Source organism: Streptomyces sp. NPDC044063 (assembly GCF_056434285.1).
Map to the genome: position 1 here is coordinate 9742 of NZ_JBWKFM010000050.1, position 19933 is coordinate 29674.

General features: G+C 73.6%; 15 protein-coding genes. 10 read left to right on the forward strand and 5 right to left on the reverse strand.

Features of this window, described 5'->3' with window-relative positions; genetic code table 11:
• Positions 1-156: 156 nt before the first annotated feature.
• From AC07BS_RS33980 to AC07BS_RS34000, 5 genes are all read right to left on the reverse strand, one after another.
• Positions 157-924, reverse strand: a complete 768-nt coding sequence (locus tag AC07BS_RS33980; protein ID WP_478641054.1) for a thioesterase II family protein — start codon at positions 922-924, stop codon at positions 157-159.
• 107 nt (positions 925-1031) lie between these two features.
• Positions 1032-2018: an LLM class flavin-dependent oxidoreductase gene (locus AC07BS_RS33985; protein ID WP_478639652.1), complete on the reverse strand. Its 987-nt coding sequence runs from the start codon at positions 2016-2018 to the stop codon at positions 1032-1034.
• Between the two features lie 35 nt (positions 2019-2053).
• Positions 2054-3634 carry a long-chain-fatty-acid--CoA ligase gene (locus AC07BS_RS33990; protein WP_478935450.1) on the reverse strand — a complete coding sequence of 527 codons (1581 nt, stop codon included), beginning with the start codon at positions 3632-3634 and terminating at the stop codon, positions 2054-2056.
• 123 nt (positions 3635-3757) lie between these two features.
• Entirely contained in the window at positions 3758-9562 is a 5805-nt protein-coding gene (locus AC07BS_RS33995) for an SDR family NAD(P)-dependent oxidoreductase (RefSeq protein ID WP_478935451.1), read from the reverse strand.
• Positions 9563-9636: 74 nt separating this feature from the next.
• Positions 9637-9945 (reverse strand): acyl carrier protein, encoded by a 309-nt coding sequence (locus AC07BS_RS34000; protein ID WP_478935452.1) that lies wholly within the window; start codon positions 9943-9945, stop codon positions 9637-9639.
• 348 nt (positions 9946-10293) lie between these two features.
• Here AC07BS_RS34000 and AC07BS_RS34005 point away from each other — a divergent pair, with 348 nt between their 5' ends.
• The 10 genes from AC07BS_RS34005 (at position 10294) to AC07BS_RS34050 (ending at position 19727) form a co-directional block, all read left to right on the forward strand.
• Positions 10294-11961 carry an aldehyde dehydrogenase family protein gene (locus AC07BS_RS34005; RefSeq protein WP_478639657.1) on the forward strand — a complete coding sequence of 556 codons (1668 nt, stop codon included), beginning with the start codon at positions 10294-10296 and terminating at the stop codon, positions 11959-11961.
• A gap of 52 nt (positions 11962-12013) precedes the next feature.
• Positions 12014-13153 carry an acyl-CoA dehydrogenase family protein gene (locus tag AC07BS_RS34010; RefSeq protein ID WP_478639659.1) on the forward strand — a complete coding sequence of 380 codons (1140 nt, stop codon included), beginning with the start codon at positions 12014-12016 and terminating at the stop codon, positions 13151-13153.
• Between the two features lie 56 nt (positions 13154-13209).
• Positions 13210-14490, forward strand: a complete 1281-nt coding sequence (locus AC07BS_RS34015) for an aspartate aminotransferase family protein (RefSeq protein WP_478639661.1) — start codon at positions 13210-13212, stop codon at positions 14488-14490.
• Positions 14491-14492: 2 nt separating this feature from the next.
• Positions 14493-14984, forward strand: coding sequence for an SRPBCC family protein (locus AC07BS_RS34020; RefSeq protein WP_478639662.1), 492 nt, complete (start codon positions 14493-14495; stop codon positions 14982-14984).
• Positions 14985-15012: 28 nt separating this feature from the next.
• Positions 15013-15567 carry a hypothetical protein gene (locus AC07BS_RS34025; RefSeq protein ID WP_478639665.1) on the forward strand — a complete coding sequence of 185 codons (555 nt, stop codon included), beginning with the start codon at positions 15013-15015 and terminating at the stop codon, positions 15565-15567.
• On the forward strand, positions 15564-16124 hold the full coding sequence (locus tag AC07BS_RS34030; RefSeq protein WP_478935454.1) for a flavin reductase family protein: 561 nt from the start codon (positions 15564-15566) through the stop codon (positions 16122-16124). The genes AC07BS_RS34025 and AC07BS_RS34030 overlap by 4 nt, the downstream gene beginning before the upstream one ends.
• Positions 16125-16159: 35 nt before the next feature.
• Positions 16160-17143, forward strand: coding sequence for a ferritin family protein (locus AC07BS_RS34035; RefSeq protein ID WP_478639669.1), 984 nt, complete (start codon positions 16160-16162; stop codon positions 17141-17143).
• Positions 17143-18165, forward strand: coding sequence for a beta-ketoacyl-ACP synthase III (locus AC07BS_RS34040; protein ID WP_478935455.1), 1023 nt, complete (start codon positions 17143-17145; stop codon positions 18163-18165). Before AC07BS_RS34035 ends, AC07BS_RS34040 begins: the two co-directional genes overlap by 1 nt.
• Before the next feature lie 111 nt (positions 18166-18276).
• Entirely contained in the window at positions 18277-18507 is a 231-nt protein-coding gene (locus tag AC07BS_RS34045; protein WP_478641055.1) for an acyl carrier protein, read from the forward strand.
• The gene (locus AC07BS_RS34050) at positions 18507-19727 is read left to right on the forward strand and encodes a beta-ketoacyl-[acyl-carrier-protein] synthase family protein (RefSeq protein WP_478639674.1); all 1221 of its coding nucleotides are present in this window, start codon (positions 18507-18509) and stop codon (positions 19725-19727) included. Before AC07BS_RS34045 ends, AC07BS_RS34050 begins: the two co-directional genes overlap by 1 nt.
• The last annotated feature ends 206 nt before the right edge of the window (positions 19728-19933 follow it).

Here is a 19933-nt window from a genome sequence, read left to right on the forward strand (position 1 = left end):
CCAAGCCTTCCACCGCGCCCATGAGCACCTTCCCCCCCCCCCCTCCCCCCCCCTCTCCCCCCCCCCCCCCCCCCCCCCCCCCCCCCCCCCCCCCCCCCCCCCCCCCCCCCCCCCCCCCCCCCCCCCCGTTCCGGTGTCCGCCGGGCCGGCCTCGGGTCAGACCGTGGCGGCCATGGCGTAGCGGGTGAGGTGGGCGGCGAAGTCCGCGGTCACGGACGGGGCGTGGTGGTCGATGTAGAAGTGCCCGCCGGGGTACTCGCGGTGGCCCAGGTACTCCGGGCTGCGGGCGGCCCAGTGGGTCATGGCGTCGTCGGTCTCCTGCAGGGGGTCGGACTTGCCGCCGTAGGTGACCAGCGGGCAGGCCACGCCCTGGCCGTCGTCCGCGAACTGGGCGGCCACGGACAGGTCGGAGCGCAGGGCCGGGACGACCAGGGCGAGCATCTCCGGGTCGTCGTAGACCTCGGCGGGGAACGAGCCCAGCTTCTTGATCCAGTCGACGAGTTCGCTCTCCGGCATGTGGACCTGCTCGGGGGTGGGCTCGAAGAAGCCGACCGGGGACCAGCCGGAGGCGCCGAGCAGGACGGGCGTGGGCCCGCCGTCCCGCTCCAGCCGCTGGGTGAGCCGGAAGGCGAGCTGGGCGCCCAGGCAGTGGCCGAAGAACGCGAAGGGCCGCTCGTCGAGGTCGGCCAGGACCGCGTCGTGGAGGGCGTCGAGCAGCGGCTCCCAGTCGGTGTGGCTGGTCTCCTCGCGCCGGTTGTGACGGCCGGGCAGGGTGACGGCCTGGGCCGCGATGTCGGCGGGCAGGAGGCTCGCCCAGTCGCGGTAGATGATCGCCCCGCTGCCCGCGTGCGGCAGCAGGAACAGCCGCACCGCGGCCTCGGCCGGCGGCTCGACGGGGTGGAACCAGTGACCGGCGGTGGACATGGACTGTCCGAGGTTCTGTGACACGTGGGTGCTCCCTCTTCTTGTGGTCCTCGTGGTCGTGCTCGTCGTCGTTCTCGTGGTGGCGCTCTCGTCGTCGCGCGGGTGCGTCAGTCGAGGGCCCGCAGGGCGGGCAGCAGGACGTCGGCGATCTCCTTCAGCTGCGGCTCGGGCTCCAGCGAGCCGATCCGCAGCACCAGGTGGCGGGCGCCGGCCCGGACGTAGGAGGCCAGCCACTCGGCGCAGCGCTCGGCGCTGCCCCAGCCGTAGGCCTGGATGGAGGCCATCTGCGCGAGGGAACGCCCGTAGTAGTGCTCGATGTAGTGCTCCAGCTCGGCCTCGGCGGCCGCCTCGTCGCGGTTGACGGTGACGGTGGCGTAGAGGGCCGGGGTGACGGCGTCGGCGGGGCGGCCGGCCTCGCGGGTCAGCTCCGCGATCCGGGCGCGGGCGGCGCCGTAGGCCTCGGCGGAGGGCAGGAAGGGCAGCCAGCCGTCGTAGTCGCGGGCGACGCGCTCCAGCACCCGGGGGGTGTCGCTGCCGGCCAGCCACAGCGGCGGGCCGCCGGGGCGGTGGGGGCGCGGCAGCCGGTCGAGGCCCTCGGCCTGCCAGTACTTCCCGGCGTAGTCGGTGGGGGCGCCGGGCCGGTCGCTGTTCCAGGCGGTGCGCCAGAGCGCGGTGATGTCGTCCAGGCGGCCCACGCGGCCCTTGAAGGAGGCGCCGACGGAGGCGAACTCGGCCTCGGTCTCCGGCATCGGGAAGCCCGAGCCGAGGCCGAGCACCAGGCGGGAGCGGCTCACGTGGTCGAGGCTGGCGATCATGTTGGCGCCGATCAGCGGGTGCCGCAGCGCCGGGGTGAGGGCGGCGGTGCCCAGGGTGATGCGGTTGGTGACGGCGCCGGCGGCGGAGAGCACGACGAGCGGGTCCAGCCGGGGCCGGGCGGTCAGGGAGTCGCCCGCCCAGAGGGAGTCGAATCCCAGCTGCTCGGCGCGGCGGGCGAAGTCCAGCAGCGGGTCGGCGGCGTAGCCGCCGGTGATGGCCTGCTCGCGGGTGGGCAGCAGGATGCCGATGCGCAGCGGGGCGGTGGCGGAGTCGGGCATGTTCGGTCGGTTTCCTTCCCGGTTCGGGAGATCGTTCACGGTGTCGTCAGTGCCGAGGAGGGGGCCGCGGATTCCCGTGCGGCCAGCAGGTGTTCGCGCACCTCGCGGCGGAGGATCTTGCCCGCCGGGTTGCGCGGCAGTTCGGTGACGACGTGGTAGACGCCGGGGATCTTGTAGTCGGCGAGGCGTCCGCGGAGGAAGAGCATCAGCTCACGGGGGGTGACCGTGTGGCCGGGGCGGGGGACGACGCAGGCGTGCGTCGCGTCGCCCCAGTAGGGGTCGGGGAGGCCCACCACGGCGACGTCGGCGATCGCCGGGTGGTTGCCGAGCTCCTTCTCGACCTCGGCGGGGTAGATGTTCTGGCCGCCGACGATGATGGTGTCGTTGATGCGGTCGCAGAGGTAGAGGTAGCCGTCGGCGTCGAGGTAGGCGGCGTCCCCCATGAGGAGCCATTCGCCGTCCAGCGTCCTGGCGGTGGCCTCGGGCAGGTTCCAGTAGCCGAGCATGCGGGCGGGGGTGCGGATGCACACCTGGCCGATCTCGCCGGGCGGCAGTTCCCGGCCCTCCTCGTCGACGATCTTCAGTTCGTTGCCGGGGCAGACCCGGCCGACCGAGCGGAGCAGCGGGCTGCCCGGCTGATGGGCCTCGGGCGGCAGGCACACGGCGACGCTGCCCGTCTCGGTGCTCGCGTAGATCTGCGCGAACTCGCAGGGCAGGTGATCCAGGCAGCGGCGCAGCAGCTCCTCGGAGATGGGCGCCGCACCGTAGGCGACCTTGCGGAGCGAGGCGAACGTCGGCTCGTCCGCGGCGTGTTCGTCGAGCATCATCTGGAGCATGGCCGGGGCGATGAAGGTAGTGGTCACCTTGTGCAGGGCGATCAGCCGGACGGCCTCGGCGGGGACGAACATGCCCATCACCACGTTGGTGGCGCCGGCGTTGAAGTTGTGCATGAACCAGCCGATGCCGGCGATGCCGAAGCCCGGCAGGGTGATGAGGGCGATGTCGTCGGGAAGCCAGTCGAGCCAGTCGGTGCCGGCCCGGCGCATGGCGTCGGGGAGGGTGAAGAAGCTGCGGTGCGCCAGCACGGCGCCCTTGGGCAGTCCGGTGGTCCCGCTGGTGTAGACCTGCACGACGGCGTCGTCGGGGCCGGTGCCCGGGTCGAGGTCGTCGTCCGGGTGCTCGGCGTACCAGGTGTCCAGCGCTCCGGGTGCGGGCGTGGTCACCCGGACGACGCCGGGCAGGTCCGCCAGGGCCCGGGCGGCGACCTCCTCGAACTCGGGTCCGACGAAGACGAGTCGCGCGCCGGAGTCGCGCAGGATGTGCCCGACCTCGCCCGGGGTGAGGCGCCAGTTGACGGGGACCATGACCGCCCCGGCCTTCGCACAGGCGAGGATCGTCAGGTAGTACAGCTCCGACTCGCGGCCGAAGTAGGCCACCCGGGTGCCCCGGCCGATGCCCGCGGCGAGCAGGGCGCGGGCCGCGCGGTTGCCGGCCCGGTGCAGCTGGGCGTAGGTGGTGGTGCGGCCGTCGCAGATGATCGCCGGGTGGTCGGCGCGCTCGGCCGCGTGCAGCGCCGACGACCGGGTCAACGTCCACCGGCTGCTGTTTTCGTTCACGGATCCGCCTCGTGTGGTCGGGTCAGGGCCCACGCCCGTGACCGGATGCTTGTCGGGTGGGGGCGGTGCGGCGTTCCGGGAGGGCGCGCCGCGGCGCCCTCCCGGAACGGGTCGAGGTGGGGGTCAGGCGACCGGGTCGGGGACCAGCTGCCCGTCGAGGAACTCGGTGAGCCGCCGCACGCTGGGGTGGTCGAAGGTGAGCGACGCCGGCAGGGTCAGACCGAAGGTCCGCTCCAGCGCCGACTTCACCGTCTGGGCCATCAGCGAGTCCAGGCCGAGCGAGACGAACTCCGCGGTGGGGTCGAGTTCGTCGGCCGTCTCCAGGTGCAGGACGGCCGCCACCTCGGCGCCGACCACCGAGCCGATCAGGGCCCGGCGCTCGGCCTTCGGCCGGGCCAGCAGCGCGCCCAGGTCCAGGCCGCCGGGGGTGCTCGCCGCGTCCCGGCGGGCGAGCCGGGAGTAGAGGGCGTCGGCGACCGGGGTGCCGGCGACGTACGCGTCCCAGTCGAACTCGCCGACCACCCGCTGGGTGACGGGCCGGCCCAGCAGCCCGGAGAGGGTGCGCAGGGCGCGGGCGGGCGAGAAGAAGCGGATGCCGCTGCGCTCGATCTCCTGGCCGAGGTGGTCCTCCAGCCGGGCCGACATGCCGACCCTGGCCCAGGCGCCCCAGTTGACCGACAGGCCGGGCAGTCCCTGGCGGCCCCGCCAGTCGGCGAGGGCGTCCAGGTAGGCGCTGGCCGCGGCGTAGTGGCCCTGGGTGGCGCCGCCGAGGACGGCGGCGACGGAGGAGTAGGAGACGAAGAACTCCAGCTCGGGGAAGTGCCGTCCGGCCTCGTGCAGCAGCCAGCCGCCGTACACCTTGGCGGTGAGCTGCTCCTCCATGGCCGCCCAGTCCAGTTCGGCGATCAGCGCCTTGCCGATCTCGCCGGCGGCGTGCACGATGCCGCCGACCGGGGCCGGGCAGGCGAGGAGTTCGCCGGTCATGCGCCGGACGTCCTCGGCGCGCCCCACGTCGACCCGGATGACCTTGATCCGGGCGCGCTCGCCGAGGGCGGCGAGCAGGCTCGCGGCCTCCTCGGTGGGCTTGGCCCGGCGGCTGAGCAGGGCGATGTGGCGGGCGCCGAGGTCGACCAGCTTCTGCGCGGTGACCAGGCCGAGGCCGCCGAAGCCGCCGGTGACCACATAGGTGCGGTCGGGCCTGATGGTCAGCCGGGGCGGGGTGGGCACGTCGGTCCACGCCGGGTCGGCCGTCTCGGGGGCGACGCCGACCAGCGCGGTGGCGGAGGCAGGGCCCTCGTGGACGACGCGCAGGGCCTCGTCGACCTCGTCGGGGCCGTAGACGTCCTGGGCGGCGGGGATCTCGTCGACGGGCTCGGCGGCCGCGGAGGAGACGGTCACGGTGGAGCGGAGGACGCCGTCGCCGTGGACGAGCACCCGGTCGCCGGGGGCGTACGCGGCGTCCTCGCCGGCGGCGACGACGGTGCCGTAGCCGCGGGTGCCCAGGACGGGGCCGGCGCCGTCGCGGGCCGCCGCGCCCTCCCGGGCGATCCGGGCGTCCTCGGGCGTCAGGGCGACGACGTCGACGCGCACCTGGACCTCGTCGCCGGCGGGCGCCCGGTCGGGGGCCGGTACGGGCATGAGGTCGGCCAGGTCGCCGCTGTCCGGCGCCCGGAACTCGAACCCTCCGGTGTGCGGCACGGTGGTGTCGCCGGCGAGCAGCCGGCGGACGTGGCGGCGGCCGCCGCGGTAGGCCACCTGGTACTCGTCGCCGGTCACGGCGCGCCACTCGTCGAGGAGGGACGCGAAGGGGAAGAGGTCGCCCTCGGTGGGCAGGTCGAGCAGGGTGGCGCGGTACTGCGGGTACTCGGTGAGCAGGACGCGGCCGAAGCCCCAGAGGGTGGCGGCGCCGAGTTGTTCGCCGGTGCCGGGCAGGTCGCCGGGGAGTCCCTGGGCCCGCTCGGTGACCAGCCACAGGCGCGGGGGCCGGCGCGGTCCGGCGGCGTCGAGGACGGCCACGGCCCGCAGCAGGTGCCGGTAGTTGCGCTCGCACTCGGCGCGCAGCCGGTCGGCCGACATGGGGGTGCGCTCCGGGTTCCAGAACCAGCACACGTCGGTGACGGAGGAGTCGTCGAGCGCCTCGCCGAGGACGTCGAGGTTCGGGACGACGGTGAGCCGGATGTCGTGCCGTTCGGCCTGCCGCTGGAGCTGGGCGAGGCGCGCGGGGTCCGTGTGCAGCACCAGGACGTGGCGGGGGCCGGCGGGCGCGGTGGCGGGGGCGGCCTGCCGTACCCAGCGCAGGCGGTGGACGAAGTGCCGGTCGCGGCCGGGTCCGTCGGGCCGGGACAGCTCCACGCCCGTCAGCTCGGCGACCGGCGCGTCGCCTTCGAGGAGCAGGAGGTCGGCGGTCCGGCGCCGTTCGTCGGCCGGGGTGACGACGCGGGCCACCACCCGCATCGCGCCGCCGCGCGGCTTCTTGAGGAGGCGGACGCCGGCGGCGGTCCGGAGGTCGAAGACGGGGCCCTCGGTGTCGAGCGCGACGGTGGCGTGCAGGGCGCTCTCCAGCACCTCGCCGGGCAGCTGTTCGACGGCGGTGGCGTCGCGGCCGGCCAGTTCGCCGGTCACGAGGCCGCCGGGGTGGACGGAGACCCGGGTCAGCAGCCGCAGCCCCTCCCCCGTCTCGCGGCCGACCGCCGTGAGGTCGGTGTAGACGTCCTCGGCCCCGGTGGTCTCGACGGGCGCACCGGCCTCGGCGAGGTCGGCGAGCAGCGCCGGCCCGGTGCCGCCGGGCTCCGTCCCCGCGTCCGGGGCGGCCAGGACGGCGGTGACGTGCCGGCGTTCGCCGTCGTCGTGGCGGCTGACGACCTCGGCCTCGGCGCCGTCGCCGTCGGCGGCGGGCCGCAGCCGGGTGACGAGGGTGACGGTGTCCTCGTCGGGCAGCGGCAGCGGCTCGTGGACCCGCAGGTCGCGGATCGTGCCGCGGGTGTGCCCGTCGACGGCGTCCCGCAGGGCGAACAGCAGGTCGACGTGGGCGGCCGCGGGCAGCACGCTCTCGCCCGCGGCGCGGTAGCGGCCGAGCGCGGCCAGGTCCTCGCGGGCGACCTCGGCGGTGAACTCGCGGTACCCGTCCGGGCTTCCCCCGGCCGGGGTGGTCTCCGTGCCGAGCAGCGGGTGGCGGGCGGGCCCGGCGGTGGAGGTCCGGCGGCGCTTCGCGACGGGGAGCCAGTAGCGCTTGCGCTGGAAGGCGTACGTGGGCAGGTCCAGCCGGCCCGGGGCGCGGCCGGTGTGGACGCCGCTCCAGGAGACGGTGAGGCCGGCCGTGTAGTACTCGGCGAGGGAGCGCAGAACCGTGTCGCCGCCGGGGTCGCGGCGGCGGAGGCTGGCCAGCCACACGTGGTCGTCGGCCTCCAGGCAGCGCCGGCCCAGCGCGGTCAGCGCGGTGGAGGGGCCGATCTCGACGAAGACGTGCCGGCCGCGCTGCGCGACGGCCCGGATGCCGTCCAGGAACAGCACGGGCTCGCCGATGTGGCGCACCCAGTACTCGGGGGTGCCGATCTCGGCCATCCGGGCCACCTTGCCGGTGACGTTCGAGATCAGGGTGAGGGAGGGCCGGTGGAAGGTGATGCCGTCCAGGGCGCGCCGGAAGTCGTCGAAGACCTCGGCCATCAGGGGCGAGTGGAAGGCGTGCGAGACGTCGAGGGGCTCCACGCGCGTCCCGGCCGCGCGCAGCCGGGCGACGACCTCCCCCAGGGCTGCGGTGGCGCCCGAGACCACGCACTGGTCGGGGGCGTTGACGGCGGCCAGGGACAGGTCCGGGCGGCCGGCGAGCAGCGGGGCGACCTCGGCGGCGGGGGCGCTGACCGCGGCCATGCCGCCGGCGGCGGTGACCGACTGCATCAGCCGGCCGCGCGCGGCGACGAGGGTGACCGCGTCGGGGAGGGTGAACAGGCCGGCCACGGTGGCGGCCACGACCTCGCCGATGCTGTGCCCGAGCAGGACGTTGGGCTTGACGCCCCACGACATCCACAGCCGGGCCAGCGCGTACTCCAGGGTGAACAGCGCGGGCTGGGTGTACCGCGTCCGGTGGATGAGCTCCGGGTCGGTGGCGGTGCCCAGGAGGAGGTCGCGCACCGAGGTGTCGAGGTGGGGGGCGAAGAGGCGGTCGCACTCGTCGACGGCGTCGCGGAAGACGGCGTGCCGCTCGTGGAGGGCCGCGCCCATGCCGAGGTACTGGGCGCCCTGGCCGCCGAACATGAAGGCGACCTTGCGGATGCCCGAGGGGGCCGGCCGCTCGGCGCGCTCCAGCTCGGCGTCCAGCAGCCGTACGAGGTCGGCGCGGTCGCGCACGGGGGCGGCGATCCGGTGGGTGAAGTGGGCCCGGGTGAGGTTGGCGGAGTGGCACAACCGGTCGAGGTCGAGGTCCGGCCGTTCGTCGAGCAGCCGCCGGTAGCGCTCGACCTGGCCGCGCAGGGCGCCGGCGCTCTTGGCGGAGAGGGTGAACACGCGGACGCCGTCGCCCTCGGGCTCCGCGGCCGGTTCGGGGGCGGGGGGCTGCTCCAGCACGACGGCGCCGATGGTGCCGGCGAAGCCGAAGCTGTTGACCACGGCCCGGCGTACGGGCGCCGTCCAGGGCTCGCACGCGGTGGGGACGCGTACGGGGTAGACGTCCCACGGGATGCGGCCGGAGGGGGTGGTGAGGTTGAGGTGCGGGTAGATGGTGGCGGACCGGATCTGGAGCAGCGCCTTGACGACACCGACCAGGCCGGAGGCCGGTTCCATGTGCCCGAGGTTGGTCTTGACCGAGCCGACGAGCAGGGGGTCGTCCTTGGTGTGCGACCGGGAGAACACGCTGTTGATGCCACCCAGTTCGATCGGGTCGCCGAGCGGGGTGCCGGTGCCGTGCGCCTCCACGTACTGGATGTCCCCGGGCTCGAGCCCGGCCGCCGCCAGGGCGTTGCGGAGGACGAGCTCCTGCGCGACGCCGTTGGGCACGGTCAGCCCGGCGCTGTCGCCGTCCTGGCCGACGGCGGTGCCCCGGATGACGGCGAGGACGGTGTCGCCGTCGCGCGTGGCGTCGGAGAGCCGCTTGAGCACGAGGACCCCGCAGCCCTCGGCGCGGGCGTAGCCGTCGGCGGCCTCGTCGAAGGTCTTGCACTGGCCGTCGGGCGCGAGCATGTTGGCGTGGCTGAACATCACCGGGATGCGCGGGCTGTGCAGCACGTTGACGCCGCCGCACAGGACGATGTCGGTCTCGCCGCCGCGCAGCCCCTGCACGGCCGAGTGGAGGGCCACCAGCGAGGACGAGCAGGCCGTGTCGACGGTCATGCTGGGGCCGCGCCAGCCGAGGAAGTACGACAGCCGCCCGGAGAGCGGGAACATGGTGATGCCCGAGGCCAGGTGGCCGTCCAGCTCCTCGTAGGGCAGGGCGTCGATCTCCAGCGCGTAGTCGATGGAGCTGGCCCCGATGTACACGCCGCCGTTGCCGCGGCGCAGCGGGGTGGGGTCGATGCCGGCCTGCTCCAGCGCCTGCCAGGCGGTCTCCATCAGCAGCCGCTGCTGGGGGTCGAGGTACTGGGCCTCCTTGGGCGAGATGTTGAAGAACCCGGCGTCGAAGAGGTCGACGCGGTCCAGGTAGCCGCCGCCGGTGGTGCGGATCTTCCCCTTCTCCCCGGGGTCGTTGACGTCCTTGGGGGTGAAGGCCTCGGGGTCCCAGCGGTCGCGCGGCAGGGGGCCGATGCCGGAGCGGCCCTCGCGCAGGAAGGCGTCGAACTCGTCGAGCGACTCGCAGCCGCCGGGGAAGCGCAGCCCGACACCGACGATGGCGATGGGCTCGTGCCGGCCGGGGAGCGCCCGGCCGGCGCCCTCCGGATCCCGGTCCGTCCCGGGGACGGGGCGCGGCTGCTGGTCGTGGTCTGAGGACTGGCGCGGCATGTCCGCTTCTCCTTGGGTCCCTTGGGTGGTGGGGGCGGATCGGGGCGGCCCGGCGGGCGGACCGGGAGTGCAGGTCAGCGGGGCGACGGCCCGCCGGTGAGGCTCTCGGCCAGGTGGGACACCAGCTGTTCGACCGTGGGGCTGTTGAACAGCACGGTGGTGTCGATCGCGAGGCCGAGCCGGCTCTCCAGGCTGCGCCGGATGTTCATCAGACGCACCGAGGTGAGGCCCAGCTCGAAGAAGTTGGCGTCGAGCGGAAGATCCTCGTCGCCCATCAGCAGCGCGTCCTTGAACTCCGCCACGACGAGCGCCTCGACGGCCTCGACGGCTTCCGCGGCGGGAAGTTCGCGCAATGCGAGGAGCGTTTCGGTGGTCCGGGTCATCGGGATCCCCCTGGGTGTGTCGGAAAACGGCCTGCGCCGAAGGTGGCATCACGCTGCCCGGAAGGGCTGACCGCACGCTGACGCGCCACTGATCGGCCACCGATCGGGCACCGAGGCGGACCGGATCAGTCCGGTGTCAGTGACGGGTCAGGCGAACTTGTCACGATCGCATGGCTTCGGACGGAAACCGCTCACCCGGTGAACAGGCGAAGATCGCGGAGCCCCGCGACGGATTTCCACGGTTGTCCTGAACGCCCATGGATTCCCGGGGAATTCCGTTCCCGCACTCGCCTTCGCACATCGGACGGGCGGCGGGACCGACTGGACCGAAATCGGAAAGGCCTGAGAATGTTTCTCGATGAATCGGCGGGGACGACTTCGTCCGCGGAAGCCCCTGCCGCCAAGGACGCCGGAGGCGAACGCACCGGCACGTTCCGCAGTTATCCGCTCTACATCGGCGGCAAGGACGTCGAGGGCGACGACTGGGTGTACACCGTCAGCGGCCGGTCGCTGCTGGAGGACGTGTTCACCAGCGTCAGCCTCAAGCGCGCCCTGGAGAAGGACCCGGAGTCCGAGGCCGCCGGGCACCCCTACGTGGTCGGCCGCTGCGCCATCGCCTCCGACGCCGCGATCGACCTGGCCTCGGAGGCCGCGGCCGCCGCGGCACCCGGCTGGGCGGCCGTGCCGCTGGACCGCCGGATGACCCTGGGCACCCGCTTCCGCGAGGAACTGCTGCGCCGCGAGGACGAGTTCCTCGAGATGCTGGTGGCCGAGGCCCACCCCGTCAAGCTCGCCCGCTGGGAGCTCAGCTGCCTGCTGCAGATCTACAGCGAGGAGAGCCTGGGCTGGTACCGGCAGCAGATGCACACCGAGTTCCAGCACGGCGGGCGGCGGCTGATCGTACGCCGCCAGCCCGACGGTGTCGTGGGCTTCAACCCGCCGCAGAACGCGCCACTGCCCAGCGCCGCCCTGGCCGTGCTGGCCCTGATGGCCGGCAACGCGGTCGTCGTCCGCGCCCCGCGCAGCATCGCGCTGAGCACCATGTGGCTGCTGCGCGACGTGGTGGCCCCGCTGCTCGACGAGCTCGGCGCGCCCGCCGGCACCCTCAACGCGGTGTGCGGCAACCCCAAGCAGACCCTGGACCGCTGGGTCACCAGCCCCCTGATCGACGACATCTTCTACATCGGCGGCAGCGAGCAGGGCCTGCGCTTCGAGCGGGACTGCGTCGCCAACGGCAAGAAGCCGATCCTGGAGCTCGCGGGCAACGACGGCATCGTCGTCTGGTCCGACGCCGACGTGCCGAAGGCGGTCGAGGCCATCACCGAGGCCTTCTACGGCTCGGGCCAGATCTGCATGGTGCCCAACTACGTGCTGGCCCACCCGGACGTGGCCGAGGCGCTCATCGCCGAGGTCAAGGAGCAGGTCAAGACCGTACGCCCGGGCTACCCGGAGGACGAGGACGTGCTGCTGTCGCCGGTGCGGCGCAGCGAGCGGTTCTTCGCGCTGCTGGAGCAGGCCGTGGGCAACGGTGGCGAGATCGTCACCGGCGGCCGGCGCACCGAGCTCGACGGCACCCCGTCCGAGACGGGCGTCTTCCTGGAGCCCACCGTGGTGCGGGTCGACGGGATGGAGAGCGCCCGCTCGTACGACATGGTCCGCCAGGAGACCTTCTTCCCGCTGATCCCGATCATCGTGGCCGAGCCGGGCTCCGACGAGGAGCTGCTGGAGCGGTTCCTGGAGTTCGTCAACAGCAACGAGTACGGGCTGCGCAACTCGCTGTGGACCGCGTCCGACGAGGTCATCGACACCTTCGTCGCCCGGGTGGTCAACGGCGGCCTGCTGAAGATCAACGACTCGCACATCGGCTTCCTGCCGTACCTGCCGAGCCACGGCGGCACCGGGCTGACCGGCGGCGCCTTCGGCGAGGCCAACTACCCCATCCTCAAGACCTCGCACGTGCAGGGCATCAGCGTCGCCCGGGACGTCAGTCCGCGCGAGGCCGTGTTCGGTTCCTAGCCGCCCGCCCGGCTCCCGAACGCCCTCACCCCTGCGAAGACCGGAGATACCCTTGCGTTCCCTCGATGAAGCGCGCGCCGTCTGCGAGCGCCACCACCCCGGCCTGATCAAGGCCCTGCAGGAGATCCCCTACGCGGACCGGGAGCGCCCCGGCGGCCCCGGCATCGCGCTCTTCCGCGAGCACGGCGGCGTGGGCCTGCTGGTGCCCACCGAGTACGGCGGCCTCGGCGCCGACCCGCTGGAGGCCGTGCTGGTGCAGCGGGCCCTGGGCGCGGTGTCGCCGTCGCTGGCCGCCGCCGTGACCATGCACCACTTCACCTCGGCCATGCTCTACGCGCTGGCCGCCGACACGGGCCGACTGGGCGAGAAGCAGCTGGAGCTGCTCCACCGGGTGGTGCCCGACCAGCTGCTGATGGCCTCCGGCTGGGCCGAGGGCCGCACCCAGCAGAACATCCTCGCCCCGTCGGTGACCGCGCGCCGCGTGGACGGCGGCTACGTCCTGTCGGGCGCCAAGAAGCCGTGCAGCCTGGCCTCGTCGATGGACCTGCTCACCGCGAGCATCTCCGTCCCGGGCGCCGACGGCCGGCCCGAGCTGGCGCTGGCCCTGGTGCCCTCGTCCTCCCCCGGCCTGTCCGTCCACCCCTTCTGGGGCAACGAGCTGCTGGCCGCGGCGGAGAGCGAGGAGGTGCGGCTGGAGGACGTCTTCGTCCCCGAGGACCTGGTCGTGCGCACCTCCGCGGACGACCCGGACCGGCTGGACGACCTCCAGACCGCCGGGTTCATCTGGTTCGAGATGCTGATCTCGGCCGGCTACGCGGGCGCGGCCGCCTCCCTCGTCGAGACGGTGCTGGAGCGCGAGCGGGGAGCGGCCTCCGAGCGGGCCGCGCTCGCCATCGCCTGCGAGTCGTCGTTCTCCCTGCTGGAGGGCACGGCCCGGGCCGTGCGCGACGGCCGGTCCGGCGAGGCCGCGGTGGCCGGGGTGCTCATCGCCCGGTACGCCCTGCAGGACGCCCTGGGCCGGATCACCGACCAGGCGCTGGAGCTGCTGGGCGGCATGGACTTCATCCGCTCCTCCGACCACGCCCGGCAGGCCGCCTCGGCCCGCCCGCTGGCCTTCCACCCGCCGGGCCGCGGCGCGGCCGCCGAGCCGCTGCTGCGCTACTTCGGCGGCGAGCCGCTCGAGCTCGCCTGACCCGGCGTCATCCCGTTCCGCGCCGACGGCGCGCGCATCCCTGGAGTGATTCCCCCATGACCGTGAACCAAGCCCGGGTCGACACCGAGGAGAACATCCTCGGTCTGTACCGGGCGCACCTCAGCAAGGGCCGGGCCACCCTGGCCGAACTGTTCGGCAGCCACATGGAGGTCGAGTCCTACGGCAGCTGGCTGACGACCAGCGACGGCGAGCGTTTCCTGAACGCCGGCGGGTACGGCGTCTTCGTGATGGGGGCGCGTCACCCCATCGTGATGGACCACGTGCTGCGCCAGCTGACCACTCACCCCACCGCCACCCGCATCCTGCTGGAGCCCACCGTGGCCCGCGCGGCGGAGGCCCTGGTGTCGATCACGCCGCCGGGCCTGGACCGGGTGCACTTCGCATGCTCGGGCGCCGAGGCGGCCGAGACCGGCCTGAAGCTGGCGCGGGCCAGCGGCCGCAAGCGGACCGTGTCGATGCACGGCGGCTACCACGGCAAGACCCTGGGCGCCCTGTCGGCCACCGCGAAGGAGGTCTACCAGCAGCCGTTCCGCCCGCTGGTCCCGGACTTCCTCCACATCCCGTACGGGGACATCGAGGCGCTGCGCGCCGAGCTGGCGGCCCACCCGGGCGAGGTGTGCGTGATCCTCGAGCCGGTGCAGGGCGAGGGCGGCGTGGTCATCCCGCCGAAGGGCTACCTCAAGCAGGTCGAGGAGCTCGTCCGCGAGTACGACGGCTTCCTGATCCTCGACGAGATCCAGACCGGTTTCGGCCGGCTGGGCGAGTGGTGGGGCGCCGACATCGAGGGCGTGGTGCCGGACGTGCTGCTGGCCGGCAAGGCACTGGGCGGCGGTGTGCTCCCCGTCTCGGCGGTGATCGCCACCCGCAAGGCGTTCCGGCCGTTCGACAAGGACCCCTACATCCACACGGCCACCTTCTCCGGCCAGCCGCTGCTGATGGCCGCCGTCCAGGGCGCGATCCAGGCGGTCAAGGAGGAGAACATGGTCGCCCGCGCCCGCGACCTGGGCGAGCGGCTGCTGCCGCGGATCGAGGAGATCGCCCGTAAGAACATTCCCGACCTGGTCGTGGACGTCCGCGGTCAGGGCCTGCTCATCGGTGTGGAGCTGGTCGAGGCCGGCCTGGCCGGGGAGCTGCTCATCGAGCTGTTCAACCACGGCGTGGTCGCCAACCACTCGATGACCGGCAGCTCGGTGGTGCGGTTCACCCCGCCCGCCATCCTCACCGACAGCGACGTGCAGTACCTGCTCGATTCCTTCGACAAGGCCACCCAGGACCTGGTGCGGCACTCGGCCACCATGCCGGAAGGCGGTAACTGATCATGCGACGTGTGGAACTGGAAGCCCGGGTGCGTTCCCAGCGGGCCGAGACGGTCTACGACGAGATCATGAAGTGGGAGCGCTTCCCGGAGCTCGCCCCCCATGTGCAGTCCACGACCGTGCACGCCACGCTCCCCGAGAAGGACTGCAGTTCCAGCTGGGAACTGCACTTCCGCAGCGGCCTGCTGAGCTGGACCGAGACCGACCACTTCCTCCGGGACCAGCTGGAGATCCGCTTCGAGCAGAGCGACGGCGACTTCGACAGCTTCGTCGGCGTCTGGGCGCTGCGCCAGGAGGGCGACGACGTCGTCCTTCACTTCGAGGCGGACTTCGACTTCGGCATTCCCAGCCTGGAGGGCATCCTCGACCCCATCGCGGAGCGGGTCATCAAGGAGACCGTGGCCTGGTCGGTCGCCGGGCTCTTCCCGGGCACCGAGTTCACCGGCGGATCCGACATGGAGATCGCCGCCCGTCCCGGTGGCGTCGCGGCCTGACCCCCTTTTCCCGCCTAGGAGCCGAGTCGTGGACCAGGCAAATCCCTTTGAGACACCGAAGACCTATCAACTGCACCGCGCGGAATACCTCGTCGGTTTCGCCGTGGCGACGGGTCTGCTCATCGCGCACTACGACGAGATCCGCTGGCTGCCCGCGATCGGATTGTTCCTCTACATCGATCTGATCGGCTACATCCCGGGCGCCATCGCCTTCAAACGCAGCGGTGGCCGGCCCATCGCCAAGACGTACTACGTGCTCTACAACGTGATGCATTCCCTGATCACCCAGGCCGCGGTCGCGGCGCTGTGGTGCTGGCTGGTGAAGCCGGAATGGGCGCTCCTGGTACTGCCCTTCCATCTCTTCGGCGACCGGGCCCTGTTCGGGAACTTCATGAAATCCTTCGCGCTGCCCTTCGAGCCGGTCCGGCAGAGCGGCTATCTGCGGCTGCTGGACGACCTGGGCCTGCCGCACCCCAAGGCGGTCGGCCACACGGGCGACCCGGTCCCGGTCGGGCACGTGCCCGCCGCCCGGGCCTCCGCGACCACCGCCGCGGCCCGTCCCCGGCAGGAGGCGGTCCGGTGACCGTCGCCGCCGCGGCCCGGTCCCGGTCCGGCCCCAGGGCCGGCGGGACGGGGCCGCGGGCCGGCGGCCGGCACCGCCGGGCGCTGACCCACCTGGCCTCGCCGGTGTCGGTGCTGACCGTCCGCCACGCGGGCCGTCCGCACGGCACGACGGTGAGCACCGTCACCGCGGTGTCCCGCGAGCCCCTGCTGCTGGGGGCCTGCCTGCGGGCCGGGTCGGTCTTCGCCGAGCTGGCCGTGGCGGAGGGCCGTTTCACCGTCAACGTGCTGGACGCCTCCCAGGAGCGGATCGCCCGCTGGTTCGCCGACAGCACCCGTCCCGACGGGGACCCGCAGTTCACGGGTCTGACCGGGGACACCGACCCCTACACGGGCGCGCCGCTGCTCCAGGGCGCGCTGGCGCACTACACCTGCCGGGTCTTCGGGACCCCCCGCGTCGGCGACCACGACGTGCTGCTCGGCCAGGTGACCCACACCGCCGTCCATGACGGCGACCCCTTGCTCGCTTACGCCGGCGGCCTGTTCGCCGGCCCGCTCCGCCCGGCCTCCGCGGCCTGACGCGGCGAACCCCACCGGAAAGGAAGGAGTGCACCATGACCGGTTCCGTGGCACCGGAGGCGGACTGGGACAAGGCTCCCGGGCTGCTCGACGGCGCGAAGGAGCTCACGCTCGGCCCCGAGGAGTGCGACCTCGCGTACTGGATCACCGAGGTGGCCCAGGGCACGCTGCGCGACCGCGGCGTGACCGGGCACCACGAGAACGCGATCGTCCCGGACTTCCTCAAGGAGCCCGGCCCGCTGCGGGACGCGCTGATCCTGGAGTTCGGCTTCCGGGGTCTGTCCGAGGAGATCGCCACCCGGCTGCTGGGCCACTACGTGCCCATCGCCCCGGGCATCCCGGAGATGGAGTTCTACGCCACCCAGATGCTCGACGAGGCACGGCACGCCCGGGTCTTCCGCAACCACCTGGTGGAGCTGGGCATGCCGGCGAAGTCCCTGCTGAGGGACATCGACGAGATGGCGGCCGAGTACCGGGCCAAGGTCCTGCAGCCCGTGGAGGACTTCACCCTGGAGATCGTCCGCGACCAGGGCGACTTCCTCGGCGGGGTGGCCGTCTTCGCCATCGTCATCGAGGGCGTGCTGGCGCCGGCGGCCGAGCTCAGCGAGCGCAAGTGGACGCCGCTGTCCCCGGCCACCGGGGAGATCTCCCGGGGCACCGCCATCGACGAGATCCGCCACCTCACCGTGGCCAGCACCATCCTCCGCGACCACCTGGTCGCGCGCCCCGAGTACCGCCCGCGGCTGCTGGAGATCCTGCGGGCCGGCGTGGAGCTGTGGGACGCGGTCCCGGACCGGGAGTTCGTCATCCACCGCGAGGAGCTGTTCCAGAAGGGCATGGCCGACCACGCGGACCTCATCGGCGACTACGAGCTGTGGCCCGGGGTGCGGATGCTGGACACCACCCCGGACGAGCGCTACGACATGGCCGAGCGGTGGACCGACGAGATGGCCGAGGCCCGCATGGCCTACATGGGGCTCCCCGTCGAGGCGCTCGCGTCCCCGGCCGGGGACGCCTGATGGGCGGCCCCGCCCCCGGTCCGTCGGAGCGCGCCGCGGTCGTCGCCGGGGTGGGCGGGTACGTACCGCCCGGCGTCGTCACCAACGCCGACCTGACGGCCCGGCTGGACACCTCGGACGAGTGGATCCGCAGCCGTACGGGCATCGCGGCCCGGCACGTGGTCGACCCGGGAACGGCGACCTCGGACCTGGCCGTGGAGGCCGGCCGGCGGGCCCTGAAGTCCTCCGGCGACTCCCAGGTGGACACGGTGGTGCTCGCCACCACCACCCCGGACCAGCCCTGCCCGGCGACCGCCCCGTACGTGGCGGCGCAGCTGGGGCTGACGGGGGCGGCCGCCTTCGACGTCTCGGCGGTGTGCAGCGGCTTCCTCTACGGGCTGGCCGTCGCCTCGGGCCTGATCGCCGCGGGCACCGCCGAGCGGGTGCTGCTCATCGCGGCCGACGCGTTCACCACGATCATCGACCCGGAGGAGCGCACCACCGCGGTGATCTTCGCGGACGGCGCGGGGGCGGTGGTGCTGCGGGCCGGCACCGCCGACGAGCCCGGCGCGGTCGGCCGGATCGTCCTGGGCAGCGACGGCGAGCACCACGACCTCATCGAGGTGCCCGCGGGCGGCTCCCGGCAGCGTTCCAGCGGGATACCGGCCGCGCCCGGGGAGGAGTTCTTCCGGATGCGCGGCCGGGACACCTACCGGATGGCGGTCGAGCACATGACGGCCGTCTCCCGGGAGGCGGTCGAGCACGCGGGCTGGCGGCTGGAGGACGTCGACCGGCTCGCGGCCCACCAGGCGAACGCCCGCATCCTGACGGCGGTCGGCGACCGCCTCGGCATCCCGCCCGAGCGGCGGCTGTCCAACATCGAGCGGGTCGGCAACACCGGCGCCGCCTCCATCCCCCTGCTGCTGGCCCAGGCCGCGGAGGAGGGCCGGCTCACGGCCGGCCACCGGGTGCTGCTCACCGCCTTCGGCGGCGGGCTGGCCTGGGGGGCGACGGCGCTCGAATGGCCGGATCTCACGGCCTGAGCCGCACCCTCGCGTTCCTCGCACCCCCCGCACCGTCACATCCGATCACATCCGATCGCACCGATCACTTCCGAACCGCACCACCCGACCGAAAGGAACATCATGTCCGCGATGCTGGAGCAGCTGAAGGAGATACTCGTCAACAAGCTGAAGGTCACGCCCGAGCAGGTCGTGCCCGAGGCCACCCACGAGGAGCTCGAGCTCGACTCGCTGGCCGTGGTCGAGCTCTCGCTCGTGCTGGAGGCCGAGCTGGGTATCAAGATCAGCGACGACGAGCTGCTGGAAGCCCCGACCATCGGCGACATGGTCGCCCTGATGGACGAGCGGAGTGCCAAGGTCTGATGGCCGGGATCGATGTCGCTGTCACCGGACTCGGCCTCGTCACCCCCGGCGGTGTAGGGGTCGGGCCGAGCTGGGCGGCGGTGTGCGGCGGGCGTTCGCCCGCCGCCTTCGACCCCGCCCTCGATGAGAACCCCGTACGGATCGCGTGCCGGGTTCCGGGCTTCGACCCGGAGGACCTCCTCGGTGCGCGCCGGGCGCACCGGCTGGACCGCTTCGTGCAGTTCGCCCTGGTGGCCGCCCGGGAGGCCATCGCCGACGCCGGACTCGACCCCAAGACCTGGGACGGCGCCCGGGTCGGGGTGGTGCTGGGCTGCGCCGACGGCGGGCCCGGCACCGTGGAGGAGCAGCACCACGTGCTCCGGCACAGCGGGGCCACCCGGGTGTCCCCGCTGCTGCTGCCGATGCAGCTGCCCAACATGCTGGCCGGTCAGACGGCCATGGAGTTCGGGGCCACCGGCCCCAACCTCGTGGTCGCCACGGCCTGCGCCTCGGGCGCCACCGCCATCGGCACGGCCCGGGACCTGCTCACCCTCGATCGCTGCGACGTCGTCCTGGCGGGCGGCAGCGAGGCGATGATCACCCCGCTGGTCATGGCGGGCTTCGCGCAGATGGGGGCCCTCTCCAAGCGGGAGGACGACCCGACCGCCGCCTCCCGCCCCTTCGACGCCGACCGCGACGGGTTCGTCGCGGGCGAGGGGGCGGGCGTCCTGGTCCTCGAACGGGTGGCGGACGCCCGGGCCCGCGGGGCCCGGGTGCGCGGCCGCATCGTCGGCTACGGGGCCTCCGCGGACGCCCACCACATGACCAGCCCGCATCCGGAGGGCACGGGCGTCGAGGACGCCCTGCGCTCCGCCCTGGCGGACGCGGGCGCCGGCACCGGCGACGTGGGGCACGTCAACGCCCACGGCACGTCGACGCCGCTGAACGACCTCGCCGAGGCCAAGGTGCTGCGGCGGGTGCTGACCGGCGATCCGCTGGTCACCTCCACCAAGGGGGTGACGGGGCATCTGCTGGGCGCGGCCGGGGCGGTGGAGGCCGCGTTCTCGGTCCTGGCCATGGAGCAGGGCCTGGTGCCGCCGACCGCCAATCTCCAGACGCTCGATTCCCGGATGGAGATCAAGGTGGCCGACTCGCCGACCATGCTGCGCACCGATCTGACCCTGAGCAATTCCTGCGGATTCGGAGGGCAGAACGTCGTCCTGGCCATCGCGGCGGCCTGACGCCCCGTACGCGAGCACCCTCCCCGCCGCCCGTTCCCGGCCCCCGCCGCCGGGAACGGGCGGCGGGCGTTTTCCCGTACGCCGTCGGCGGGTGGAGGACGTGCCGCGGCCGGGGGGGGGGGGGGGGGGGGGGGGGGGGGGGGGGGGGGGGGGGGGGGGGGGGGGGGGGGGGGGGGGGGGGGGGGGGGGGGGGGGGGGAGAGGGGG